Origin of the sequence: Streptomyces sp. HUAS 15-9 (genome assembly GCF_025642155.1) — a bacterium.
In the GTDB taxonomy this organism is placed as follows: Bacteria; Actinomycetota; Actinomycetes; order Streptomycetales; family Streptomycetaceae; genus Streptomyces.
Map to the genome: position 1 here is coordinate 7,602,733 of NZ_CP106798.1, position 23,838 is coordinate 7,626,570.

Sequence of the window (23,838 nt, forward strand, 5' to 3'; positions counted from 1 at the left end):
CCGGGGCCGGGTGAGCCGCCTGGCCCTCGGCGCCATGTCTCTTCAGTGGATCGGCCCGCGTGCGCCTCGATCGTCGCCTGCCTGGCGGCGGCCGTCCTGACGGCCGGGCGGCGACCCCGCCGACCCGGACGCCGCCGTCGGCCCGTCGCGGCAGGCGATGTGCTCGGTCGGAGCCGGGTGAGCGGCCCGGCTCCGACCCAGTGCTTCCGGCGCCTCGTTCGCTGCCTGGCCGCGTCCGTCCGGACAGGCGACGTTGGGCCCATCGGGCTCGGACGCCGCGATTGCGTGACCTCGGAGGAGGCCGGGGTGAGCCGCCCGGGTCCTGCCCCGGCCCCGTACCTGCGGTGTCTCAGCCTCCGTGTGCCTCGTTCGTCGCCTCGATCTTCTTCCAGGACTTCGGCTGGACGGGGGCCGCCGCGGGCTTGGCGACGACCGCGGAGCGGGCCGCGGCGGACGTCGGCTTCGTCGGCTGGAACAGCCAGGTGTCGAAGAGGGCGGACAGCGGCTTGCCCGAGACCTTCTCGGCGTACGTCCGGAAGTCGGCCACGGACGCGTTGCCGAACGCGTGCTCCTTCGGCCAGCCCTTCAGAATAGCGAAGAACGCGTCGTCACCGACCTCGTTGCGCAGCGCCTGGACGGCCAGCGCGCCCCGGTCGTAGACGGCGGTGTCGAACTGGTCGTCCGGTCCCGGGTCACCGGGCTCGACGGTCCAGAAGGCGTCGTCGGCGGGGTGCGAGGCGTACACATAGTCGGCGAGCTCCTGCGTGGTGCCCTCGCCCTCGTGCTCCGACCACAGCCACTGCGCGTACCGCGCGAAGCCCTCGTTGATCCAGATGTCCTTCCAGCCCTTCAGCGACACGTCGTCGCCGTACCACTGGTGTGCCAGCTCATGCACGACCACCGAGGTGTTGGAGCCGTTCGCGAACTGGCGCGGGCTGTAGTACACGCGGGTCTGGGTCTCCAGCGCGAACCCGGTGGTGGTGTTGGGGACATACCCTCCGGCCGAGCTGAAGGGGTACGGCCCGAAGTAGCCCGTGAGCCAGTCGACGATCTCCCCGGTCCGCTCCACGCTCGCCCGCGCCGCCCCGTCGTTGTCCCCGAGGTCCTTGCTGTACGCGTTGACGACGGGGACCCCGCCCTCGGAGGTGCCGGTCGTGATGTCGAACTTCCCGATCGCCAGCGTGGCGAGATAGGTCGCCTGCGGCTTGTTCTCACGCCAGTTGTAGCGGGTCCAGCCCAGCTTCGAACCGCTCGACTGGAGCGTGCCGTTGGAGATGGCCTGGGTGCCGTCCGGCACGGCCACCGACACGTCGTAGGTCGCCTTGTCCAGCGGGTGGTCGTTGCTCGGGAACCACCACCAGGCCGCCTCGGGCTCGTCGGCCGCGACCGCGCCGTCGGGCGTGCGGTGCCAGGTGGTGAAGCCGTACGCGCTCTTCGTCGACGGCACCCCGCTGTAGCGGACCACCACGGTGATCGGCGTGCCCTTCGCGAGGGGGGTCTTAGGGGTGATCACCAGCTCGTGCTGCCCGGAGGTGGCGAAGCCGGCCTTGGCGCCGTTGACCCGTACCTCGCTCACGTCCAGCAGGAAGTCCAGATCGAAGCTGGACAGATCCTGCGTGGTCCTCGCCTGGATCGTCGCCGTACCCGCCAGCTCGTCCGTGGCCGGCTGGTACGTCAGCCGCAGGTCGTAGTGGGAGACGTCGTAACCGCCGTTGCCGTAGTACGGGTAATAGGGATCGCCGATGCCCGGTGCGCCGGGAGCGGAACTTGCGGCCGATGCCGGGATCGCCAGCAGGAGACAGGCCGCCGCGAGCGCGCCCGGCGCGAAGATTCTGCGGTGCACGAGAACTCCAAGTCGTAGGGGCACGAAGTCTGTTCGGAGCCTATTCAGGACCTGTGGCCCCTGACCTGTCCACAGCCCCTCGTGTCACACGATCGCCATCCGGCCGACATGAGCCCCCCGGTCCCGACGTTCACTCAGCTGCCCTCTTCTGCACGGCAGTTGACCGAGGTACCGTCCGCGCATGCCGAAACGCACGCGCTTCACGATCTGGAGACCGCTCGCGACACTGGCCGTCGCGGCTCTGATGGCCGCGTTCCTCACCCCCGTGGCCGCCCGGGCCACCCCGCGCGAGAGCCGTCCCGTCTACTCGTACGCCCACGCCATCCGTGAGGCCGTGTGGGTGGACACCGGTCTCGACGGGGACGGCGACGGGAGGACGGACCGCGTCGCCGCCGACATCGTCCGGCCGGGCGAACCCGCCCGCCAGGGCCGCAAGGTGCCGGTCATCATGGACGCCAGCCCGTACTACTCCTGCTGCGGGCGCGGCAACGAGAGCCAGAAGAAGACGTACGACGCGAGCGGCCGCGTCGTCCAGATGCCGCTCTTCTACGACAACTACTTCGTGCCCCGCGGCTACGCCTTCGTCGGCGTCGACCTGGCCGGTACCAACCGCTCCGACGGCTGTGTCGACATCGGCGGCCGCTATGACATCGGGTCCGCGAAGGCCGTGATCGACTGGCTGAACGGCCGCGCCAGGGGCTACACCAGCCGCACCGGCAACACCACGGTCAGGGCCACCTGGACCAACGGCAAGACCGGCATGATCGGCAAGAGCTGGGACGGCACCATCGCCAACGGCGTCGCCGCCACCGGCGTCAGGGGCCTGAAGACCATCGTCCCGATCAGCGCCATCTCCTCCTGGTACGACTACTACTTCGCCAAGGGCGCACCGCTGTACGACTCCGGCCCCGACTGGCTGTCCGACGCCGTCGAGAGCGCCGCTGCCCGCGCCCACTGTGCCGCGGTGCAGAAGAAGCTCGTCGACGGCGCCCCGCGCACCGGTGACTGGACCGGCCTGTGGACCGAACGCGATTACGTCAGGCACGCGTCCAAGGTGAAGGCCAGTGTGTTCCTGGTGCACGGCATGCAGGACCTCAACGTCCGCACCAAGCACTTCGGCCAGTGGTGGGACGCCCTCGCCAGGCACGGTGTCGAGCGGAAGATCTGGCTCTCCCAGACCGGCCACGTCGACCCCTTCGACTACCGGCGCGGGGCCTGGGTCGACACCCTGCACCGCTGGTTCGATCATGAGCTCCTCGGCTACGCCAACGGCATCGACCGCGAGCCGATGGCCGACATCGAGCGCCACCCGGACCAGTGGGTCACCTCCAAGCTCTGGCCGCCGCGCGACACACAGAGCACCACCCTGCGCCCGGCCACCGGCAGCAAGCCGGGCGTCGGCACGCTCGGCCTGCGCCGGGGACAGGGAACCGAGACCTTCACCGACAACCCGGCCCTGAGCGAGACCGACTGGGCCGCCCGCATCGGCACGTCCACCCCCGAGAAGGCCGGTTTCCTCAGCAAGCCGCTCACCCGGGACCTGCGCCTGTCCGGCTCGTCCCAGGTCACCGTGACCGCCACGCCGACCACCTCGACGGCCCATCTCTCCGCGGTCCTCGTCGACCTCGGCCCCGGCACCATCCGGGACTACGCGGACGACGGCGAGGGCATCACCACCCTCACGGGCCGCACCTGCTGGGGCGCGAGTACGGCCGGGGACAGCTCCTGCTTCAAGGCGACCAAGGCGAAGACCGAGGCCGTCGACTACACGGTGTTCAGCCGCGGCTGGGCCGACCTCGGCAACTACGCCGACGCCGGCAAGGGCGTCCCGCTCACCCCCGGCAAGGCGTACACCATCACGCTGGACCTGGCGGCCACCGACCATGTCGTCCCCAAGGGACACCGCCTGGCGCTGATCGTCGCCGGCACCGACAAGGACCTCATCGACCCGCCGTCGACCACCCCGACGCTCACCGTCGACCTGTCCCGCACGTCGGCCGGGCTGCCACTGGTGGGCGGCCCGGCGGCGTTCACCCGGGCGACCTCGGGCGCCGCGTCCACCGCCCCCGCACCCACCCCCCTGGAAGGCGTCCGCTCACCCCGTACGATCCAGCGCCTCCCCGGCAGCTGACGGGTTCAGGCGGCCGCGCCCACCAGCGCGGCCGCCTCCCGGGCGCAGCCCCAGGCCACGGTGACGCCGGCGCCGCCGTGGCCGTAGTTGTGGACCAACGCCCGTCCGTCCGGCAGCGGCAGGCGCTCCAGCCGTACCGCGCCGCGCGCCGGGCGCAACCCCACGCGATGGGCCAGCACCCGCGCCCCGGCGATCTCCGGCCGGACCGCGGCACACCGGGCGATGATCCCCGCGGCCACGGCCGGGTCCGGCTCCAGGGACCACGCGTCGTCCTCCGCCGTACCGCCCAGGATCAGTCCGCCCGGCTGGGGAAAGAAGTAGGTGGAGGTGTCCGAGGAGTGATCGACGGAGGTGAACCAGGTCGTGACGCCCGGGTTCGCCACCACGACCAGCTGACCGCGCACCGGCCGCACCGCCGGGTCCGGTACGAGCTCACGGGCCCCCAGACCGGTGCAGTTGACCACGACCGGCGCGGGTACCCGGGCCAGATCGGTCACCACCCGCTCCTCGACCGTGCCGCCCGCCTTCAGCAACCGCGCCCGCAGCCACGCCAGATGGACCGGCATGTCGATCAACGGCAGCAGAGCCGCCAGACCTTCGCCGTCGTCCGCGGTACGCAGCCCCGGCACCCGCGCCGCCCAGGGACCCAACTCGTCCAGAGACATCCCGCGGTGTACGCCCTCGACCACGCGTATGCCGGTCTCCTCCGGCCGCGTCGCCAGTTCCTCGTACTCGGCGAGGGATTCGAGGGCCCAGCCGCCGACGAGCGGCTCCGGTTCGATGCGGTACGGCCACCACAGCGCGCCGGCGACCGCCGAGGTCGTGCGCTCGGCCGGGTCCCGGTTCCACACCCGTACCCGGACGCCGTTCTCGGCCAGCACCACGGCCGTGGTCAGCCCGACGACCCCGCCGCCGACCACGATCACGTCGTGACTCCGCTCACGCTCCACGCGGGGACGTTAGCGGAATATGTCATGCTGCGCTCACAGGCGTCCCCTTCTGGGAATACTCACAGCATGTCTGCCGCATACGTGTCCTTCGGCCTGGCGCCGGCGATGCGCGCCGGCGGTGTGCTCTCCGACGGCGGCTACCAGGTCCACCGGGACTTCGTGGACTTCATCGTCGACGGACGTCCGCTGCTGTTCCAGCTGTCCGACCTGGACGCCGTCTCACCGCTCGCCTCCGACGTCCCGCCCGCCATCTTCACCGCGCAGGTCCGCAGCCTGCTCCTGGAGAGCGAGGCGCCCCTGCCCGACGGCCGCTACGTCGTCTACGGCTGCCCCGAGTGCGAGGACCTGGCCTGCGGTGCGGTCACCGCCGTCATCGAGCGGGACGGCGACGACTACATCTGGCGGGACTTCGCCTGGCAGACCGAGGACCACGCCGACCTGGAGCTCAACGGCTATCACGGCATAGGGCCCTTCTGCTTCCACGGCGACGAGTACCGCGCGGCCCTCGGCGCCCTCCTCGACGACACCGACGCGCAGGCACAGCCCCGCCGCCGGGTGCTGCTGATCGGCGCCCGCGTCGCCCTCCTCGCCAAGCTCGCCGCCGCCCTGCGCACCATCGGCATCGGCGCCGACATCACCCAGGACGCCACGGGCGTTCCCGAGGAGGAACTGCGCGCGTACGGCGCCGTCGCCTTCGGCCGGGCGATCGGCGAGGCGCAACGGGCCGCCGTACGCCGGGCGTTCGAACGCGCCCGCGTCGACGTGGCCTATGTCGACGGGCTCGCCCCGATCGTCCCCCTGCTCGTCGCGCAGATCGAACACGCCCTGGACCGCCGCCCCGTGGCACAGCGCCGGCTGACCCGCCTGGTGGCGGCGGACGGCGAGGCGGGCATCGAGGTCACCTCACCCTGCCGGGTCCGTCTCACGGCGTACCGCCTCGACCGGCTCTACCGCATCCACACCCGGGAGGTCTTCGACGGCGTCCTGGAGGCCGGCCTGCACCGCATCGCCCTGGACGCCAAGGCGGTCAAGGGGGAGTCCTTCGTCGTGGCCCGGACCTCGGGGAGCGTGCTGGTGGAGGCGATGGCCCGCTGACCGGCGCGGCGCGCGGCCATTAGGATCGGCGGTCTGATGACTGCCACCCTCGTCGCCAAGAACCTCGCCGCCGGCCACGGCGACCGCTCGCTCTTCTCCGGACTCGACCTCGTCGTCGCGCCCGGGGACGTGATCGGGCTGGTCGGCGCCAACGGCGCGGGCAAGTCCACGCTCCTGAAGATGCTCGCCGGACTGCTCACGCCCGAGCACGGCGAACTGCGCCTGTCCCCGCCCACCGCGACCGTCGGCCATCTGCCCCAGGAGCCGGAACGACGGCCCGGCGAGACCGTACGGGAGTTCCTCGCCCGCCGCACCGGCGTCGCCGAGGCCCAGCGGGTGATGGACGAGGCGACCCAGGCCCTGGTCGACGGCGTGCCCGGTGCCGACGACGCCTACGCCACCAGCCTGGAGCGATGGCTGGATCTCGGCGGCGCCGACCTGGAGGAGCGGGCGGAGGAGGTCGCCGACTCGCTGGGCCTGGCGGTGGACCTGGACCAGCCGATGACATCCCTGTCCGGCGGCCAGGCGGCCCGCGCCGGCCTCGCCTCGCTCCTGCTCTCCCGCTACGACGTCTTCCTGCTCGACGAGCCCACCAACGACCTCGACCTGGACGGCCTGGAGCGCCTCGAACGCTTTGTGACCGGCCTGCGCGCGGGGACCGTCGTCGTCAGCCACGACCGCGAATTCCTCACCCGCACCGTCACCAAGGTCCTCGAACTCGACCTCGCCCAGCGGCAGATCAACCTCTACGGCGGCGGCTACGAGGCCTACCTGGAGGAGCGCGAGGTGGCCCGCCGGCACGCCCGCGACGACTACGAGGAGTACGCCGACAAGAAGGCCGCCCTCCAGGACCGCGCGCAGACGCAGCGCTCCTGGATGGACAAGGGCGTGAAGAACGCCCGGCGCAAGGCGGGCAACGACAACGACAAGATCGGCCGCAAGTTCCGCAGCGAGGCCAGCGAGAAGCAGGCCGCGAAGGCCCGCCAGACCCAGCGCATGATCGAACGCCTCGATGTGGTCGAGGAGCCGCGCAAGGAGTGGGAGCTGCGCATGGAGATCGCGACCGCGCCGCGCTCCGGCGCGGTGGTCGCGACCCTGCGGGAGGCGGAGGTACGGCGCGGGGACTTCACCTTCGGCCCGGTGTCACTGCAGATCGACTGGGCGGACCGGGTCGCGGTGACCGGCGCCAACGGCGCGGGCAAGTCGACACTGCTGGGCGCGCTGCTCGGCCGTGTCCCGCTGCACGCCGGGCACGCCTCCCTCGGCTCGGGCGTCCTGGTCGGCGAGGTCGACCAGGCCCGCAAGGTGTTCCACGGCCCGGAGGCGCTGCTGGACGCCTTCTGCGCGGCCGTCCCGGACACCGAGCCGGTCGAGGTCCGCACCCTGCTCGCCAAGTTCGGCCTGAAGTCGGACCATGTGCTGCGCCCGGCGGCCACCCTCTCCCCGGGCGAGCGCACCCGCGCCGCCCTGGCGCTCCTCCAGGGCCGGGGCGTCAACCTGCTCGTCCTCGACGAGCCGACCAACCACCTCGACCTGCCCGCCATCGAACAGCTGGAGTCCGCCCTGGACTCCTATGAGGGCACGCTGCTCCTGGTCACCCACGACCGCCGGATGCTGGACGCGGTCCATGTGACCCGCCGACTGGAGATGGCGGCGGGCAAACTCACGGAACGCTGACCGCCCCTCGCACCGTACCGGGGACCGGGCCCGTCCGCCCTCGGGGCCTCAGCCGAGCCACGGCAGTGCCGCGGGCTGCGGGGCACTGCGCCGCCCAGGGCCCGGCGGCCCTTCCCCTCCCGCACACGCGGGAGGGCGAAGGGCGCGCTCCGGTGTCTCAGCCGCGGCGGCCGCTCTTCGGGTCGAGCAGGCCCGCGCGGCGCAGCGCGTCCGCCATCGCGCTGTTGGCGGGCGGCGGGGAGCCTGGCGTCCGCCCCGGTCTCCGCCGCGGCCCTGGCCCGCGCGCTGCTGGCCCTGCCGCTGTTGGCCCTGGCGCTGCTGTCCCTGCCGCTGCTGGGGCGGCCGTCCGCCACCGCCGCGCTGCTGGCGCTCCTGCGGCGCCGCCTCGTCGTCCAGACGCAGCGTCAGCGAGATCCGCTTGCGCGGGATGTCCACGTCGAGGACCTTCACCTTGACGATGTCACCGGGCTTCACCACGTCACGCGGGTCCTTGACGAACGTCTTCGACATCGCGGAGACATGCACGAGGCCGTCCTGGTGGACACCGACGTCCACGAACGCCCCGAACGCGGCCACGTTCGTGACGACGCCCTCCAGCACCATCCCGGAGGACAGGTCGGAGATCTTCTCCACACCCTCCTTGAAGGTCGCCGTCCTGAACGCCGGACGCGGGTCACGGCCCGGCTTCTCCAGCTCCTTCAGGATGTCGGTGACGGTCGGCAGACCGAAGGTGTCGTCCACGAACGAAGACGGCTTCAGCGAGCGCAGCACCCCCGTGTTGCCGATGAGGGCGGCCACCTCCTGGCCGGAGGTCTTCACCATGCGCCGTACGACCGGGTACGCCTCCGGGTGCACGCTGGACGCGTCCAGTGGGTCGTCACCGCCACGGATCCGCAGGAAGCCCGCGCACTGCTCGTACGCCTTCGGGCCCAGCCGTGCCACGTTCTTCAGCTGCGAGCGCGAGGTGAACGGGCCGTTGGCGTCCCGGTGGGACACGATGTTCTCCGCGAGCCCGGAAGTGATGCCGGAGACCCGGGCGAGCAGCGGCGCGGAGGCGGTGTTCACGTCCACGCCCACGCCGTTCACACAGTCCTCCACCACCGCGTCCAGCGAGCGCGACAGCTTCACCTCGGACAGGTCGTGCTGGTACTGACCGACGCCGATCGACTTCGGGTCGATCTTCACCAGCTCGGCCAGCGGGTCCTGCAGCCGGCGCGCGATGGAGACCGCGCCGCGCAGCGACACGTCCATGTCCGGCAGCTCCTGCGAGGCGAACGCCGACGCCGAGTACACGGAGGCGCCCGCCTCCGACACCATCACCTTGGTGAGCTTCAACTCGGGGTGCCTGGAGATCAGTTCACCGGCGAGCTTGTCGGTCTCCCGGGACGCGGTGCCGTTGCCGATCGCGATCAGCTCGACCGTGTGCTCCTTCGCCAGCCGGGCGAGCTTCGCCAGGGCCTCGTCCCACTTGTTGGCCGGGACGTGCGGATAAATGACGTCGGTGGCGACGACCTTGCCGGTCGCGTCGATCACGGCCACCTTCACGCCCGTACGGAAGCCCGGGTCCAGGCCCAGCGTCGCGCGCGTGCCGGCCGGGGCGGCGAGCAGCAGGTCGCGCAGGTTCGCGGCGAAGACGTCGACCGCCTCGTCCTCGGCGGCCGTGCGCAGCCGCAGCCGCAGGTCGATGCCGAGGTGGACGAGGATGCGGGTGCGCCAGGCCCAGCGGACCGTGTCCGTCAGCCACTTGTCGGCGGGGCGGCCGCGGTCGGCGATGGCGAACTTCGACGCGATGATCCCCTCGTACGACGACGGGCCCTCCGTCGGCTCCTCCGGCTCCAGGACGAGGTCCAGGACCTCCTCCTTCTCGCCGCGCAGCATGGCGAGGATCCGGTGCGAGGGCAGCTCGGTGAACGGCTCGGCGAAGTCGAAGTAGTCGGCGAACTTGGCGCCCGCCTCCTCCTTGCCGTCGCGCACCTTCGCGGCCAGGCGCCCGCGCACCCACATGCGCTCGCGCAACTCGCCGATCAGGTCGGCGTCCTCGGAGAACCGCTCGGTGAGGATCGCCCGCGCGCCGTCCAGGGCGGCCTGCGGATCGGCGACGCCCTTGTCGGCGTCCACGAAGGCGGCGGCCGCGGCGAGCGGCTCGACCGTCGGGTCCCCGAGCAGGCCGTCGGCCAGCGGCTCCAGGCCCGCCTCGCGCGCGATCTGCGCCTTCGTCCGGCGCTTCGGCTTGTACGGCAGGTAGATGTCCTCCAGGCGCGCCTTGGTCTCGGCACCCCGGATCCGCCCCTCCAGCTCCTCGGTGAGCTTGCCCTGCTCGCGCACCGACTCCAGGATCGCGGTCCGCCGCTCCTCCAGCTCCCGCAGATAGCGCAGCCGCTCCTCGAGGGTGCGCAGCTGCGCGTCGTCGAGCATCTCGGTCGCTTCCTTGCGGTAGCGGGCGATGAAGGGCACCGTCGAACCGCCGTCGAGCAGCTCCACGGCTGCCTTGACCTGCCGCTCCCGTACGCCGAGCTCTTCGGCGATCCTGCCTTCGATGGACCCTGCTGCGAGGGACCCGGGTGTCGTCACGATGCCGTACCGCCTTCTCCACTGAGGTTGCGCGGCAATTGTGGCAGGTGGCACCGACAACCGGGGATCAGGGCGCTCCCGCATGGCGGATTGTTCATGGCGGAAAAGGTGGGGTACCCGTCATTGCGGCCGTCCGCCGGGGCGCCAAGAATCGAAACCATGGCGCAACGAACCGTTCTCGTCGTCCTCTTCGACGGCGTCCAGAGCCTCGACGTCACCGGCCCCCTGGAGGTCTTCGCGGGCGCCGAGAGCCACATCCCGGGCAGCTACCGCATCCGTACGGCCTCCCTGGACGGCGCCCCCGTACGCACTTCCAGCGCGCTCACCCTCGTACCGGACCAGTCGCTGGCGGACGCGTCCGAGCCGCACACCCTGCTCGTCCCCGGAGGGCAGGGCACCCGCCACCCCGATCCGCGGCTGACCGACTGGCTGCGCCGGCACGGGCCGTGTGCCGAGCGGCTGGTCTCCGTGTGCACCGGGGCGATCCTGCTCGCGGAGGCCGGTCTGCTGGACGGCCGCCGCGCCACGACCCACTGGGCGTACTGCGGAAAACTCGCCCGGGACCACCCCGCCGTCGAGGTCGACCCCGACCCCATCTACGTACGCGACGGACACGTCGCCACGTCGGCCGGTGTCACCTCCGGGATAGACCTCGCCCTCGCCCTGGTCGAGGAGGACCTGGGCCGGGACCTCGCGCTCTCCATCGCCCGCCATCTGGTGGTCTTCCTGCGCAGGCCCGGGAACCAGGCCCAGTTCAGCGCCCAGCTCGCCGCGCAGACCGCACGGCGTGAGCCGCTGCGCGAGGTCCAGCAGTGGATCAGCGAGCACCCGGACGGCGATCTGAGCGTCGAGTCGCTCGCCGCCCGCGCCCGGCTCTCGCCCCGCCACTTCGCCCGCTCCTTCCAGGCGGAGACCGGCGTCACCCCCGGCCGCTACGTCGACCGGGTCCGTCTGGAACACGCCCGTCGGCTCCTGGAGGACACCACCGACGGCGTCGAGGAGATCTCCCGCGCCAGCGGCTACGGCACACCCGAGGCCATGCGGCGCGCGTTCGTCAAGGCACTCGGGACCGCACCGGCCGAGTACCGCCGCCGGTTCCGTACCGCGCCCGCCCACTGAACCCGTCGACTGAACGCGCCGAACTCGCCTGCAGAACCCGTCCACAGAACCCGTCCACCGAAAGGGGACTCGCGATGCACATCGCCTGCGTCGTCTACGACCGTTTCACCGCCCTCGACGTCGTGGGGCCCTACGAGGTCCTCGCCCGTCTCCCGGACGTCCGCCTCGACTTCGTCGCCGAGCGGCCCGGCCCCGTGCGCACCGAGACGGGATTCCTCGCCGTCACCGCGGACAAGGCCCTGGACGAGGTGCCGCACCCCGACCTCGTCGTGGTCGCCGGCGGCCCCGGCACCTTCGCCCAGCTGGAGAACGAGACCCTCCTGGAGTGGCTGCGCGGCGCCGACGCCACGAGCACCTGGACCACCTCCGTGTGCTCCGGCTCGCTGCTGCTGGCCGCCGCCGGACTGCTGGGGGGCCGCCGGGCCACCAGCCATTGGGTCGCGCTCGACCTGCTCAAGGAGTACGGCGCCGTGCCGACCGGGGAACGGGTCGTCACCGACGGCAAGTACGTCACCGCGGCCGGTGTCTCCTCCGGCATCGACATGGGCCTCACGCTGGTCGGCCGGATCGCGGGCGACGAGCACGCCCAGGCCGTGCAGTTGCTGACCGAGTACGACCCGCAGCCGCCCTACGACGCCGGGTCCCCGGGCAAGGCGCCCGCGCACCTCGTCGAGGAGTTCCGTACGGACAGCCGGTTCACTCTGGCGTAGGCACGATCCAGGTGAAGCGCGGCGGGCGGCGCTCCAGGAAGGCGGCGACCCCCTCCGCGGTGTCGCCGCTGCCGCGCGCCTGCTCCGTCCAGTGCGCGTCCCGGTCGGTGCGCCCGTTCGCGAACTCCTTCGCCGCGGCCTGCGTCAGCTGCGAGCGCGAGACCAGGACCCGGGCGAACTCGGCGACCCGCTTGCCGAGTTCGCCCTCCGGCAGCAGCTCGTCGATCAGACCCGTGCGCAGGGCCCGCTCCGCCTCGATCAACTCGCCCGAGAAGAGGAGGTACTTGGCGGTGGCCGGGCCCACCAGCGAGACCAGCCGGCGGGTGGAGGACGACGGATAGACGATGCCGAGCTTCGCCGGGGTCACCCCGAACAGCGACCCCTCCTCGGCGAACCGCAGATCGCAGGCCGCCGCGAGCTGAGACCCACCGCCCACGCAGTGACCGCGGATCGCCGCCAGGGTCGGCTTGGGGAACGCAGCCAGGGCCTCCTCCGCCGCCACGGCGAGCCGCTGCGCCTCCTCCGGCGAGCCCCGCAGCGTCGAGATGTCGGCCCCGGCGCAGAAGGTCGCGCCCTCGCCGGTGAGCACCAGCGCCCGCACGGCGGGGTCGGCGGCCAGTGCGTCGAGCAGCGGGGGCAGGGACCCCCACATCGCGGCCGTCATGGCGTTGCGCTTGGCCGGGTGGTGGACGACTACGGTGGCGACCGAGTCGGCGACCGAGTGCAGCAGCTGGGGCTCCATGCGGGGATGCTATCCGCCGCCGCCCGGGCATGATCCCCGGGGGAACCCGTCAAACCCGTACAACCCGAATAGTTCGCGAAGGCGGCGCGACCGGAACAGGAGCAGTCCCACAACTGACCTTGTCATACGCCAACGGTCAGAACCGCTCGATACCAGCCGACTTCCTGTCAGACCTGTGGGGTGGAGCAGGTCGTTATCAACACTCGACGTGTGGTGACAATCGAGCGCGAGGGTGGCGACCGGACGATGGAAAACCACGGGCGCGGGTACGACCCGCGCCCACACGGAGGCGACCAGAGGGCGCCGGACCCGCTGCCGTACGAAGGGGTGTGGCGGTTCACCGCCGCCGCAGTCGACGCCTCGGTCCCGCAGGCGCGACACGCCGTGCGGGACCTGCTGCTGCGCCAGGGCGTCCCGGTCTCGGACGACCTGGTCCACGGGCTGTTGCTGATCGTCTCCGAACTGGTCACCAACGCGGTGAAGCACGCGGCGCTGCTGTCGCCGATGCTCGCCGTGGAGGTGGCCGTCGGTGCCGAGTGGGTGCGCGTGTCGGTGGAGGACAACCATCCCTACCGCCCGACCGCCCTGGAGGCCGATCACGGTCAGACCGGCGGCCGGGGGCTGCTCCTGGTCCGCGAGGTGGCCCAGGAGGCGGGCGGGGTGGTCGACGTGGAGCACACGGCGAGCGGCGGCAAGGTGATCTGGGCCGCCCTGCCGCTCAAACCGGTCCGGCTGGTGTGAGTCTCCTCACCAGCCCGCGGACGGGCCCGTCAGCTCCCTGACCGCCGGACGGGCCGCGTCCAGGACGGTCATGAACCAGGAGGAGAAGGTGTCCTTCGCGTGCCGCTCCGCCAGCTCGGCGGGGGTCACGAAGGCGGTCTGCGCCACCTCCTGGGGATCCGGCCCGAGCGGGGCCTGCACCATGCCGACGAACAGGTGGTTGTACTCCTGCTCGACCAGGCCCGAGGCCGGGTCGGGGTGGTTGTAGCGGACCGTGCCCGCCTCGGCCAGCAGCGAGGGCGAGACGCCCAGCTCCTCGTACGTCCGCCGGGCCGCCGCCGCGAACGGCGCCTCGCCGGGGTAGGGGTGGCCGCAGCAGGTGTTGGACCACACGCCGGGGGAGTGGTACTTGCCGAGGGCCCGCTGCTGGAGCAGCAGCCGCCCGCGCTCGTCGAAGAGGAACACCGAGAACGCGCGATGCAGCTGTCCCGGCGGCTGATGGGCCGCGAGCTTCTCCGCGGTGCCGATCGTCACACCCTTCTCGTCGACCAGTTCCAGCAAAATCTCGTCCGCGGTGCCGTTCGACGAGCTGTGCGTCGCGGTGGCAGGTGTGATCGGCATACCCATCCTTCGCCTCGGTCTTGGCACCCCAAGTCTGCCGTACGAATCCGGCGCTACCGGCACTTCCCGGCACGGGCCACGCCGGAAGAGGGACCCGGTAGATGATCGTGCCCGGCAGGGGTGGCCGGGAACCGTCCCGCGGCCTCGAGCACAAGGACGCGGGGTCGCCCCGGACCGCTGCGTTCCGGTCGTGACGGCCTTCAGTGAGGTGCCGTCACAGGCACAGGCGTGCCTCGTGCTCCGCGTGCCCGCCGGGCTCCAGCTGGAAGGTGCAGTGCTCCACGTCGAAGTGGTGGCCCAGACAGCCCTGCAACTCGTGCAGCATCTTCTCGTGGCCTATGGCGCTCAGCACGTCCGAGCGCACGACCACGTGCGCGGACAGCACCGGCAGACCGGAGGTGATGGTCCAGGCGTGCAGATCGTGTACGTCCTCCACACCGTCCAGCGCCAGGATGTGGGCCCGCACCTCCGCCATGTCGACGTCCTTGGGAGCGGCCTCCAGCAGCACGTCGAGGGTCTCGCGCAGCAGCTTCACCGTGCGCGGGACGATCATCAGGCCGATGACCAGCGAGGCGATCGGGTCGGCTGCCTGCCAGCCCGTCGCCAGGATCACCGCCGCCGAGACGATCACCGCGAGCGAGCCGAGCGCGTCCGCGGCCACCTCCAGGAACGCGCCGCGCACGTTCAGGCTGTCCTGCTGGCCCTTCATCAGCAGCGTGAGCGAGATCATGTTCGCGACCAGGCCGATCGCACCGAACGTGAGCATCAGCTGGCCGTGGGTCTCGGCGGGGGTGAAGAACCGCTGGATCGCCTCGTACAGGACGTAACCGCCGACGCCGAGCAGCAGCAGACAGTTGGCGAGGGCGGCGAGGATCTCGGCGCGCGCGAGGCCGAAGGTGCGGTTGGTGCTCGGCGGGCGGTTGGCGAAGTGGATGGCGAGCAGGGCCATGCCCAGGCCCAGCGCGTCCGTGGCCATGTGCGCCGCGTCCGCGATCAGCGCGAGCGAGTCGGCGAGCACACCACCGGCGATCTCGATCACCATGACGGCGAGCGTGATCGACAGGGCGACGCGCAGCCTGCCGCGGTAGGCCGCGGCCGCCGTACCGGTGGGAGGCGCGTGTGTGTGCCCGTGCCCGTGGTCGTGACCGGCCCCCATGGATCCGCCCTCCTGTGTGTCGCCCGGGATCACAGTGAACTACGGGAGGGGGGTATCGGGCAACGCGGCACTGAACACCGTTGTCATGTGCCCTGACCTGCGGAAACGAACCGCAGGTCAGGGCATTGCCGGTTCACTTGCCGTGGTGCAGCTGCCAGCCCTGCCACGCCGACTCCACCATCTCGCGCACCCCGCGCCTCGCCCGCCAGCCCAGTACCTCGGCGGCACGCGCGGCCGAGGCGACCGCGCGCGGCGCGTCCCCGGAGCGACGTTCCTCGACGACGGGCGCCCGCCCATCGCCGGTGACCTCGCCGATGACCGTGATCAGTTCGCGGACCGAAACTCCCTCGCCGCGGCCGATGTTCACCGTCAGATCACCGGCCGCGCCGCCCCGGGTGAGCCGGCGGGCCGCCGCGAGATGGGCCTCGGCGAGGTCGGCGACATGGATGTAGTCGCGGACGCAGGTGCCGTCCGGCGTCGGGTAGTCGTCCCCGAAGATCCGCGGGGCCTCGTTTCTCGTGAGCCGGTCGAAGACCATCGGCACGATGTTGAACACACCCGTGTCGGACAGCAGCGGCGCGGCCGCGCCCGCCACGTTGAAGTAGCGCAGACAGACGGTCGCCATGCCGTGCGCCTGCCCCGCCGCCCGCACCAGCCACTCCCCGGCGAGTTTGGTCTCGCCGTACGGGTTCACCGGGGCACACGGGGTGTCCTCCGTGATGAGGTCCACATCCGGGTTCCCGTACACGGCCGCCGACGAGGAGAACACGAACCGCTCGATCCCGGCCTCACAGGCCCCCTCCAGCAGCGTGGCGAGGCCGCCGACGTTCTCCCGGTAGTAGCGCGTGGGCTGCGCCACCGACTCGGCGACCTGCTTGCGCGCCGCGAGATGCACCACACCCGTCACCCCGTGCTCGGCGAAGACCTGCTTGACGAGGTCCGCGTCCATCGTGGAGCCCGTGATGAGCGGGATCTCGTCCGGGAGCCGCTCGGGCACCCCGGTCGACAGATCGTCCAGGGCCACGACACGCTCCCCGGCCCCGGTCATGGCCCGCGCCACATGTGCCCCGATGTATCCGGCCCCGCCGGTGATCAGCCAAGTCATGGTCATCCACCCTATGCCGAGGCCGCGCGGGGGACGCACGATGTCCCGGATGCCCGGAACGGGGCCGGGCGTGCGCGGCACGGTTTGTGGGGCGGGCCCCCGATCCCCGATGATGATCGCGGCAAAGGCCGGTGGAGCCCGCGTCGACCGGCCCGTGAACGGGCGGTGAACACGGGCTTCCGGTCATCGGATAGCCTCTGCCGACATGCCGCCCGGGTGTCACGGACAAGCGGCCCATCCAATACGCGGACGACCGGCGCGAACGTGCCGGCACCCAGGGAGTGAGTTCGGTTGCCGACCGCCATCGTCACCGGTCAGCCGGTCCCCGGATCGTCGCTCGAGAGCGATCTGCGGTCCCTCGGCTTCGACGTGCGGGTGGCCACCGACGCCTCGGACACCGAGGCGCTCCTCGCCGCCGTCCCGGCCGACCGGCGGGTGGCCGTCGTCGACGCCCGCTTCGTGGGCCATGCGCACGCGCTGCGCCTCGGCCTCACCGACCCCCGCTTCCCGCTCGCCGCGATCCCGGGCGCCGTGACCGCCCAGCCGGCCGGCCGCCAGGCCCTGACCCGTGCGGTCGCCCGGGAGACCTCGGCGGGCGGTACGGGCGCGGTCGCCGTGGACAGCGTCGCCGAGGGCATCGTCACCGCCCTCGACGTCGACGGCGCGGACGTGCACCGCCCCGAGCTCGGCAGCCTGGTCGCCGCCGTCCCCACCGGCCCGCAGGCCCGCAACGAGGCACGCCAGGCCGTGGACGCCGTCGACGACGAGGCCGTACGCCTGAAGTCGGCCGTGAAGTCCCGCGACGGCTTCTTCACCACGTTCTTCATCAGCCCGTACTCGCGCTACCTCGCCCGCTGGTGCGCCCGCCGGGGTCTCACCCCCAACCAGGTCACCACCGCCTCGTTGCTCACCGCGCTGATCGCGGCGGGCTGCGCGGCCACCGGCACCCGCGCGGGATTCGTCGCCGCGGGCATCCTGCTGATCTGCTCGTTCGTCCTGGACTGCACCGACGGCCAGCTCGCCCGCTACTCGCTCCAGTACTCGACGCTCGGCGCCTGGCTGGACGCCACCTTCGACCGCGCCAAGGAATACGCCTACTACGCGGGCCTCGCGCTCGGCGCGGCCCGCGGCGGCGACGACGTCTGGGCCCTCGCCCTGGGCGCCATGATCCTGCAGACCTGCCGGCACGTCGTGGACTTCTCCTTCAACGAGGCCAACCACGACGCCACCGCCAACACCAGCCCCACCGCCGCCCTCTCCGACAAGCTCGACAGCGTCGGCTGGACCGTCTGGGTGCGCCGGATGATAGTCCTGCCCATCGGCGAACGATGGGCGATGATAGCCGTCCTCACGGCGGCCACGACCCCGCGCATCACCTTCTACGCGCTGCTGATCGGCTGCGCCCTCGCGGCGACGTACACCACGGTGGGGCGGGTGCTGCGGTCGCTGACCCGCAAGGCGATGGGGGTCCCCCCAGGCGTTGAGCACTGGGGGAGCACGGACCGGGCGGCGCGGGCACTGGCGGACCTGGCCGATTCGGGCGCCCTCACGGACGGCCTCGTACGACTCTTCAAGAAGGGCCTCAAGACGGGGCTGCCCGGCCTCGCCGTCCCCGCCGTCGCCTTCCTGGGCGCGGCCGCCGTCGTGGCCGCCTGCGCACTGACCGACTTCGGCGGGCCGCTGCCCGTGATCGCGGCCGCCGTCTACGCCCTGACCTCCGCACTTGCCGTCGCCCGCCCGCTCAAGGGCGCCCTCGACTGGCTGGTCCCGCCGTTCTTCCGGGCCGCCGAATACGGCACCGTGCTCGCCCTCGCCGTCAAAGCGGAGGTGAACGGAGCCCTTCCCGCGGCTTTCGGCCTGGTGGCCGCCGTCGCCTACCATCACTACGACACGGTGTACCGCATCCGCGGGAACGCCGGAGCGCCGCCGGCCTGGCTGGTGCGCGCCATCGGGGGGCAGGAGGGTCGGACGCTGCTCGTCACCGTGCTGGCAGCGCTGCTCACCGCCGCGCAGTTCAAGGTCGCGCTCACGGTCCTGGCCGTGGCCGTCGCCCTCGTGGTGCTCGTCGAGAGCATCCGCTTCTGGGTGTCCGCAGGGGCGCCCGCCGTACACGACGAAGGAGAAACCGCATGATCGGCCTCGTGCTGGCGGCGGGCGCCGGACGGCGTCTTCGCCCCTACACCGACAGCCTTCCCAAGGCATTGGTGCCGGTGGGTCCCGCGGGCATAGAGGACAGCATCACCGTGCTCGACCTCACGCTCGGCAACTTCGCCGAGGTCGGCCTGACCGAGGTCGCGATCATCGTCGGCTACCGCAAGGAAGCCGTGTACGAGCGCAAGGCGGCCCTCGAGGCGAAGTACGGCCTGAAGCTCACCCTCATCGACAACGACAAGGCCGAGGAGTGGAACAACGCCTACTCCCTGTGGTGCGGGCGTGACGCCCTCAAGGACGGTGTGATCCTCGCCAACGGCGACACCGTGCACCCGGTCTCCGTCGAGAAGACCCTGCTCGCCGCCCGCGGCGAGGGCAAGAAGATCATCCTCGCCCTGGACACGGTGAAGAACCTGGCCGACGAGGAGATGAAGGTCGTCGTCGACGCCGACAAGGGCATGACGAGGATCACCAAGCTGATGGACCCCGCCGAGGCTTCCGGCGAGTACATCGGCGTCACCCTGATCGAGGGCGACGCGGCCCCGGAGCTGGCCGACGCGCTCAGGACCGTGTGGGAGACCGACCCGCAGCAGTTCTACGAGCACGGCTACCAGGAGCTCGTGAACCGCGGCTTCAGGATCGACACGGCGCCCATCGGCGACGTCCAGTGGGTCGAGATCGACAACCATGACGACCTCGCCAGGGGACGGGAGATCGCGTGCCAGTACTGACGAGGCTCATTCCCTCGCCGCTCGTCGTGGACATCCGCCCGGGTGCCCTCGACGACCTGGCCGGTGTGCTGGCCGACGAGCGCATCTCGCACTCCGGCCGGCTCGCCGTCGCCGTCAGCGGCGGCTCCGGCGCCAGGCTGCGCGAGCGCCTCGCGCCCTCGCTGCCCGGCGCCAGCTGGTACGAGGTGGGCGGCGGCACCCTCGACGACGCCGTGCGGCTGGCCGGCGACATCAAGGCCGGTCACTACGACGCGGTCGTCGGCCTCGGCGGCGGCAAGATCATCGACTGCGCCAAGTTCGCCGCGGCCCGGGTCGGCCTGCCCCTGGTCGCCGTGCCGACGAACCTCGCGCACGACGGTCTGTGCTCGCCGGTCGCCACCCTCGACAACGACGCGGGGCGCGGCTCCTACGGCGTGCCGAACCCGATCGCGGTCGTCATCGACCTGGATGTGATCCACGAGGCCCCGGTGCGCTTCGTACGGGCCGGTATCGGCGACGCGATCTCCAACATCAACTCGATCGCGGACTGGGAGCTGTCCAACCGCGTCAACGGCGAGAAGATCGACGGCCTCGCCGCCGCCATGGCCCGCCAGGCCGGCGAGGCGGTGCTGCGGCACCCCGGCGGCATCGGGGACAACGACTTCCTCCAGGTGCTCGCCGAGGCGCTGGTCCTCACCGGCATCGCGATGTCGATCTCGGGCGACTCCCGGCCCGCCTCGGGCTCCTGCCACGAGATCAACCACGCCTTCGACCTGCTCCACCCCAGGCGCGCCGCGAGCCACGGCGAGCAGTGCGGGCTGGGCGCGGCCTTCGCGATGTATCTGCGCGGGGCCCACGAGGAGTCGGTGCACATGGCCCAGGTGCTGCGCCGGCACGGGCTTCCGGTGCTGCCGGAGGAGATCGGCTTCACCGTGGACGAGTTCGTCCGGGTCGTGGAGTTCGCTCCGGAGACCCGGCCCGGCCGCTACACGATCCTCGAACACCTCGACCTCAAGACCCACCAGATCAAGGACTTCTACGCGGACTATGTCAAGGCCATCGGTAGCTGAACTCCGCACGGTCGTCCATCCCCCGGGAGTGAAGGACCGACGCAGCGGTGAGCACTGGATGGGGCGCCTCTATATGCGCGAGGTGTCCCTGCGGGTCGACCGCTACCTGGTGAACACCAGGGTCACACCCAACCAGCTCACGTACCTGATGACCGTCTGCGGTGTGCTCGCGGCCCCGGCCCTGCTGGTGCCGGGGATCCCGGGCGCCCTGCTCGGCGTGGTCATGGTCCAGCTGTATCTGCTGCTGGACTGCGTCGACGGTGAGATCGCGCGCTGGAAGAAGCAGTACTCGCTCGGCGGGGTCTATCTGGACCGGGTCGGCGCCTATCTGACCGACGCGGCGGTCCTGGTCGGCCTCGGCCTGCGCGCCGCCGACCTGTGGGGCTCCGGGCGGATCGACTGGCTGTGGGCCTTCCTCGGCACCCTGGCCGCCCTCGGCGCGATCCTGGTCAAGGCGGAGACCGACCTGGTCGGTGTCGCTCGGCACCAGGGCGGTCTGCCGCCGGTCAAGGAGGCCGCCTCCGAGCCCCGCTCCTCCGGCCTGGCGCTGGCCCGCCGTGCCGCCGCGGCGCTCAAGTTCCACCGGCTGATCCTCGGGATCGAGGCGTCCTTGCTGATCCTGGTCCTGGCGATCGCGGACCAGATCAGGGGCGACCTGTTCTTCACCCGGCTCGGCACCGCCGTACTCGCCGGAATCGCGCTGGTGCAGACCGTGCTGCACCTGGTGTCCGTCCTGGCGTCGAGCAGGCTGCGGTGAGTGCGATGACGTCTTCACTGAAGGTCGGCGCGGTCGTCATCACCATGGGCAACCGCCCCGACGAGCTCCGCGCCCTGCTCGACTCGGTCGCCAAGCAGGACGGCGACCCGGTCGAGGTGGTCGTCGTCGGCAACGGTTCGCCGGTGCCGGAGGTCCCCGAGGGCGTACGGACGCTGGAGCTGCCCGAGAACCTGGGCATCCCGGGCGGCCGCAACGTCGGCACAGAGGCCTTCGGGCCGGGCGGCCGGGACGTCGACATATTGCTCTTCCTCGACGACGACGGCCTCCTCGCCCAGCACGACACCGCCGAGCTGTGCCGGCAGGCCTTCGCCGCCGACCCCGAGCTCGGAATCATCAGCTTCCGCATCGCCGACCCCGACACCGGCGTCACCCAGCGCCGCCACGTCCCGCGGCTGCGTGCCTCCGACCCGATGCGCTCCTCCCGGGTCACCACCTTCCTCGGCGGCGCCAACGCCGTCCGTACCCGGGTCTTCGCCGAAGTCGGCGGCCTGCCGGACGAGTTCTTCTACGCCCACGAGGAGACCGACCTCGCCTGGCGGGCCCTGGACGCGGGCTGGATGATCGACTACCGGTCCGACATGGTGCTGTACCACCCCACGACCGCGCCCTCCCGGCACGCGGTCTACCACCGTATGGTCGCCCGCAACCGCGTCTGGCTGGCCCGCCGCAACCTCCCCGCCCCGCTGGTCCCCGTCTATCTCGGGGTGTGGCTGCTGCTCACGCTGCTGCGCCGGCCCTCGCGCCCGGCGCTCAGGGCCTGGTTCGGCGGGTTCAAGGAGGGCTGGGCCACTGGGTGCGGTCCCCGCCGGCCCATGAAGTGGCGTACGGTGTGGCGGCTGACCCGTCTGGGCCGGCCTCCGGTCATCTGACAAGCTCGACCTGAGGCGTCACGCATCGCGCGGCGAAGCGCGGACCGCCTCGAAGACGAACTCGAAGACGAAAGTTTCCACCCGTGAGTGAGACAACGCATGACGCCGGGGTCGCGGTGAACGCGCCTCCGTCGCCCGACGAGGGACTGCCGGCCGCCCAGCTCGCCGCCAAGTACGGGCTCGCCGTGAGCGGTGCCCGCCCCTCGCTCGTCGAGTACGTCCGACAGCTGTGGGGCCGGCGGCACTTCATCCTCGCCTTCTCGCAGGCGAAGCTGACCGCCCAGTACAGCCAGGCCAAGCTCGGGCAGCTCTGGCAGGTGGCCACCCCGCTGCTGAACGCCGCGGTGTACTACTTCATCTTCGGGCTCATCCTCAAGGCGGACCGGGGCATGTCGCACGACGTGTACATCCCGTTCCTGGTGACGGGTGTGTTCGTCTTCACCTTCACGCAGAGCTCGGTGATGGCCGGCGTGCGCGCGATCTCCGGCAACCTCGGCCTGGTCCGCGCCCTGCACTTCCCGCGTGCCTCGCTGCCCGTCTCCTTCGCGCTGCAGCAGCTCCAGCAGCTGCTGTTCTCGATGCTGGTGCTGTTCGTCGTCGCGGTCGGCTTCGGCAGCTACCCGGACCTGTCCTGGCTGCTGATCGTCCCGATCCTCGGCCTGCAGTTCCTCTTCAACACCGGCCTCGCGCTGATCATGGCCCGGGCGGGCGCCAAGACCCCGGACCTCGCCCAGCTGATGCCGTTCGTGATGCGTACCTGGATGTACGCGTCGGGCGTGATGTTCTCCATCCCGATCATGCTGGCCGACAAGCCGCAGTGGGTGGCCACCACCCTGCAGTGGAACCCGGCCGCCATCTTCATGGACCTGATGCGCTTCGCGCTCATCGACGGCTACGGCTCCGAGAACCTCCCCGAGCACGTCTGGGTGGCCGCGGGCGCCTGGTCCGCGCTGCTCGCCGTCGGCGGCTTCGTGTACTTCTGGAAGGCGGAGGAGAGGTACGGCCGTGGCTGAGCAGGACCAGCGGGAACTCATCCCCACCGTCATCGCGGACGAACTGCACATCGTCTACCGGGTCAATGGCGCCAAGACCGGCAAGGGCAGCGCCACCGCCGCGCTCAGCCGCATCCTCAAGCGCGGCGAGGAGCGGGGCGTGCGCAAGGTGCACGCCGTACGGGGCGTGTCCTTCGTCGCCTACCGCGGCGAGGCCATCGGTCTGATCGGCTCCAACGGCTCCGGCAAGTCCACGCTGCTGCGTGCCATCGCCGGTCTGCTGCCCGCGGAGAAGGGCAAGGTCTACACCGACGGCCAGCCGTCGTTGCTCGGTGTCAACGCGGCCCTGATGAACGACCTCACCGGGGAGCGCAACGTCATATTGGGCGGGCTCGCCATGGGCATGTCCCGTGAGGAGATCAGGGAGCGTTACCAGGACATCGTCGACTTCTCCGGGATCAACGAGAAGGGCGACTTCATCACCCTGCCGATGCGCACCTATTCCTCCGGCATGGCGGCCCGTCTCCGCTTCTCCATCGCCGCCGCCAAGGACCATGACGTCCTGATGATCGACGAGGCCCTGGCCACCGGCGACCGCAAGTTCCAGAAGCGCTCCGAGGAACGCATCCGTGAACTGCGCAAGGAAGCCGGCACCGTGTTTCTGGTCAGTCACAACAACAAGTCCATCCGCGACACCTGCAACCGCGTCCTGTGGCTGGAGCGCGGCGAGTTGCGCATGGACGGACCGACCGACGAGGTGCTCAAGGAGTACGAGAAGTTCACGGGCAAGTAGCCCGGCTCCGCCCAGGGCCCTGCCGGAACCTTTCC

Annotated in this window: 19 protein-coding genes and 1 pseudogene; 13 read left to right on the forward strand and 7 right to left on the reverse strand. The window is 71.4% G+C overall.

Translation table 11 applies throughout. The annotated features are described in order from the left end of the window. Nucleotides 1-349: 349 nt before the first annotated feature. Nucleotides 350-1,843 carry a M1 family metallopeptidase gene (locus N8I87_RS34645; RefSeq protein ID WP_263214724.1) on the reverse strand — a complete coding sequence of 498 codons (1,494 nt, stop codon included), beginning with the start codon at nt 1,841-1,843 and terminating at the stop codon, nt 350-352. 181 nt (nt 1,844-2,024) lie between these two features. Between N8I87_RS34645 and N8I87_RS34650 the strand changes: the two genes are divergently transcribed. Continuing rightward, a complete protein-coding gene (locus N8I87_RS34650) occupies nt 2,025-3,974 on the forward strand; it encodes a Xaa-Pro dipeptidyl-peptidase (protein WP_263214725.1) in 1,950 nt (649 codons plus the stop codon). A gap of 5 nt (nt 3,975-3,979) precedes the next feature. Here N8I87_RS34650 and N8I87_RS34655 read toward each other — a convergent pair whose 3' ends face one another. After that, entirely contained in the window at nt 3,980-4,900 is a 921-nt protein-coding gene (locus N8I87_RS34655) for an NAD(P)/FAD-dependent oxidoreductase (RefSeq protein WP_411577402.1), read from the reverse strand. Nucleotides 4,901-4,990: 90 nt separating this feature from the next. Here N8I87_RS34655 and N8I87_RS34660 point away from each other — a divergent pair, with 90 nt between their 5' ends. Together N8I87_RS34660 and N8I87_RS34665 are read left to right on the forward strand one after the other, a co-directional pair. Further along, nucleotides 4,991-6,019, forward strand: a complete 1,029-nt coding sequence (locus N8I87_RS34660; RefSeq protein ID WP_263214727.1) for an oxidoreductase — start codon at nt 4,991-4,993, stop codon at nt 6,017-6,019. Between the two features lie 36 nt (nt 6,020-6,055). Further along, a complete protein-coding gene (locus N8I87_RS34665) occupies nt 6,056-7,696 on the forward strand; it encodes an ABC-F family ATP-binding cassette domain-containing protein (protein WP_263214728.1) in 1,641 nt (546 codons plus the stop codon). Nucleotides 7,697-7,853: 157 nt separating this feature from the next. Here N8I87_RS34665 and N8I87_RS34670 read toward each other — a convergent pair. Then, nucleotides 7,854-10,267, reverse strand: a pseudogene (locus N8I87_RS34670) (Tex family protein). Nucleotides 10,268-10,426: 159 nt separating this feature from the next. Here N8I87_RS34670 and N8I87_RS34675 point away from each other — a divergent pair. Both N8I87_RS34675 and N8I87_RS34680 read left to right on the forward strand, forming a co-directional pair. Continuing rightward, complete coding sequence (locus tag N8I87_RS34675) at nt 10,427-11,386, forward strand: GlxA family transcriptional regulator (RefSeq protein ID WP_263214729.1); 960 nt, start codon at nt 10,427-10,429, stop codon at nt 11,384-11,386. Between the two features lie 74 nt (nt 11,387-11,460). Then, a complete protein-coding gene (locus tag N8I87_RS34680; RefSeq protein ID WP_263214730.1) occupies nt 11,461-12,096 on the forward strand; it encodes a DJ-1/PfpI family protein in 636 nt (211 codons plus the stop codon). Here the strand turns inward: N8I87_RS34680 and N8I87_RS34685 are convergent. Further along, on the reverse strand, nt 12,083-12,838 hold the full coding sequence (locus tag N8I87_RS34685) for an enoyl-CoA hydratase/isomerase family protein (protein ID WP_263214732.1): 756 nt from the start codon (nt 12,836-12,838) through the stop codon (nt 12,083-12,085). The two genes, N8I87_RS34680 and N8I87_RS34685, sit on opposite strands and share 14 nt — an antisense overlap. A 246-nt stretch (nt 12,839-13,084) precedes the next feature. On the opposite strand from N8I87_RS34685, the gene N8I87_RS34690 reads away from it, so the two are divergent. Continuing rightward, nucleotides 13,085-13,579, forward strand: coding sequence for an ATP-binding protein (locus N8I87_RS34690; protein ID WP_263216798.1), 495 nt, complete (start codon nt 13,085-13,087; stop codon nt 13,577-13,579). A gap of 6 nt (nt 13,580-13,585) precedes the next feature. Here the strand turns inward: N8I87_RS34690 and idi are convergent, their stop codons facing one another. The 3 genes from idi to galE all read right to left on the reverse strand — a co-directional run bounded on the left by idi (nt 13,586) and on the right by galE (nt 16,440). Beyond that, nucleotides 13,586-14,179, reverse strand: a complete 594-nt coding sequence (gene idi / locus N8I87_RS34695) for an isopentenyl-diphosphate Delta-isomerase (protein WP_263214733.1) — start codon at nt 14,177-14,179, stop codon at nt 13,586-13,588. Between the two features lie 214 nt (nt 14,180-14,393). Then, on the reverse strand, nt 14,394-15,335 hold the full coding sequence (locus N8I87_RS34700; protein WP_263214734.1) for a cation diffusion facilitator family transporter: 942 nt from the start codon (nt 15,333-15,335) through the stop codon (nt 14,394-14,396). A 133-nt stretch (nt 15,336-15,468) separates the two neighbouring features. Further along, on the reverse strand, nt 15,469-16,440 hold the full coding sequence (gene galE / locus N8I87_RS34705) for a UDP-glucose 4-epimerase GalE (RefSeq protein WP_263214735.1): 972 nt from the start codon (nt 16,438-16,440) through the stop codon (nt 15,469-15,471). 291 nt (nt 16,441-16,731) lie between these two features. Here galE and N8I87_RS34710 point away from each other — a divergent pair, with 291 nt between their 5' ends. From N8I87_RS34710 to N8I87_RS34740, 7 genes are all read left to right on the forward strand, one after another. After that, nucleotides 16,732-18,573, forward strand: coding sequence for a DUF5941 domain-containing protein (locus N8I87_RS34710; protein WP_263214736.1), 1,842 nt, complete (start codon nt 16,732-16,734; stop codon nt 18,571-18,573). Beyond that, nucleotides 18,570-19,322, forward strand: coding sequence for a phosphocholine cytidylyltransferase family protein (locus N8I87_RS34715; protein WP_263214737.1), 753 nt, complete (start codon nt 18,570-18,572; stop codon nt 19,320-19,322). The genes N8I87_RS34710 and N8I87_RS34715 overlap by 4 nt, the downstream gene beginning before the upstream one ends. Then, the gene (locus N8I87_RS34720) at nt 19,310-20,371 is read left to right on the forward strand and encodes an iron-containing alcohol dehydrogenase family protein (protein ID WP_263214738.1); all 1,062 of its coding nucleotides are present in this window, start codon (nt 19,310-19,312) and stop codon (nt 20,369-20,371) included. The genes N8I87_RS34715 and N8I87_RS34720 overlap by 13 nt, the downstream gene beginning before the upstream one ends. Beyond that, nucleotides 20,349-21,128, forward strand: coding sequence for a CDP-alcohol phosphatidyltransferase family protein (locus tag N8I87_RS34725; RefSeq protein ID WP_263214739.1), 780 nt, complete (start codon nt 20,349-20,351; stop codon nt 21,126-21,128). Before N8I87_RS34720 ends, N8I87_RS34725 begins: the two co-directional genes overlap by 23 nt. 5 nt (nt 21,129-21,133) lie before the next feature. Beyond that, complete coding sequence (locus N8I87_RS34730) at nt 21,134-22,018, forward strand: glycosyltransferase family 2 protein (protein WP_263214741.1); 885 nt, start codon at nt 21,134-21,136, stop codon at nt 22,016-22,018. An 83-nt stretch (nt 22,019-22,101) separates the two neighbouring features. Then, a complete protein-coding gene (locus N8I87_RS34735) occupies nt 22,102-23,031 on the forward strand; it encodes an ABC transporter permease (RefSeq protein ID WP_263214742.1) in 930 nt (309 codons plus the stop codon). After that, nucleotides 23,024-23,803, forward strand: a complete 780-nt coding sequence (locus N8I87_RS34740; protein WP_263214743.1) for an ABC transporter ATP-binding protein — start codon at nt 23,024-23,026, stop codon at nt 23,801-23,803. Before N8I87_RS34735 ends, N8I87_RS34740 begins: the two co-directional genes overlap by 8 nt. The last annotated feature ends 35 nt before the right edge of the window (nt 23,804-23,838 follow it).

What these genes read in the sequence shown, in the direction of transcription:
- N8I87_RS34700 (WP_263214734.1), bottom strand. Translation starts at nt 15,335, where the DNA reads ATGGGGGCCGGTCACGACCACGGGCACGGGCACACACACGCGCCTCCC.
- idi (WP_263214733.1), bottom strand. Translation starts at nt 14,179, where the DNA reads ATGCCGATCACACCTGCCACCGCGACGCACAGCTCGTCGAACGGCACC.
- N8I87_RS34690 (WP_263216798.1), top strand. Translation starts at nt 13,085, where the DNA reads ATGGAAAACCACGGGCGCGGGTACGACCCGCGCCCACACGGAGGCGAC.
- N8I87_RS34715 (WP_263214737.1), top strand. Translation starts at nt 18,570, where the DNA reads ATGATCGGCCTCGTGCTGGCGGCGGGCGCCGGACGGCGTCTTCGCCCC.
- N8I87_RS34725 (WP_263214739.1), top strand. Translation starts at nt 20,349, where the DNA reads ATGTCAAGGCCATCGGTAGCTGAACTCCGCACGGTCGTCCATCCCCCG.
- galE (WP_263214735.1), bottom strand. Translation starts at nt 16,440, where the DNA reads ATGACTTGGCTGATCACCGGCGGGGCCGGATACATCGGGGCACATGTG.
- N8I87_RS34730 (WP_263214741.1), top strand. Translation starts at nt 21,134, where the DNA reads ATGACGTCTTCACTGAAGGTCGGCGCGGTCGTCATCACCATGGGCAAC.
- N8I87_RS34650 (WP_263214725.1), top strand. Translation starts at nt 2,025, where the DNA reads ATGCCGAAACGCACGCGCTTCACGATCTGGAGACCGCTCGCGACACTG.
- N8I87_RS34665 (WP_263214728.1), top strand. Translation starts at nt 6,056, where the DNA reads ATGACTGCCACCCTCGTCGCCAAGAACCTCGCCGCCGGCCACGGCGAC.
- N8I87_RS34685 (WP_263214732.1), bottom strand. Translation starts at nt 12,838, where the DNA reads ATGGAGCCCCAGCTGCTGCACTCGGTCGCCGACTCGGTCGCCACCGTA.
- N8I87_RS34680 (WP_263214730.1), top strand. Translation starts at nt 11,461, where the DNA reads ATGCACATCGCCTGCGTCGTCTACGACCGTTTCACCGCCCTCGACGTC.
- N8I87_RS34660 (WP_263214727.1), top strand. Translation starts at nt 4,991, where the DNA reads ATGTCTGCCGCATACGTGTCCTTCGGCCTGGCGCCGGCGATGCGCGCC.
- N8I87_RS34675 (WP_263214729.1), top strand. Translation starts at nt 10,427, where the DNA reads ATGGCGCAACGAACCGTTCTCGTCGTCCTCTTCGACGGCGTCCAGAGC.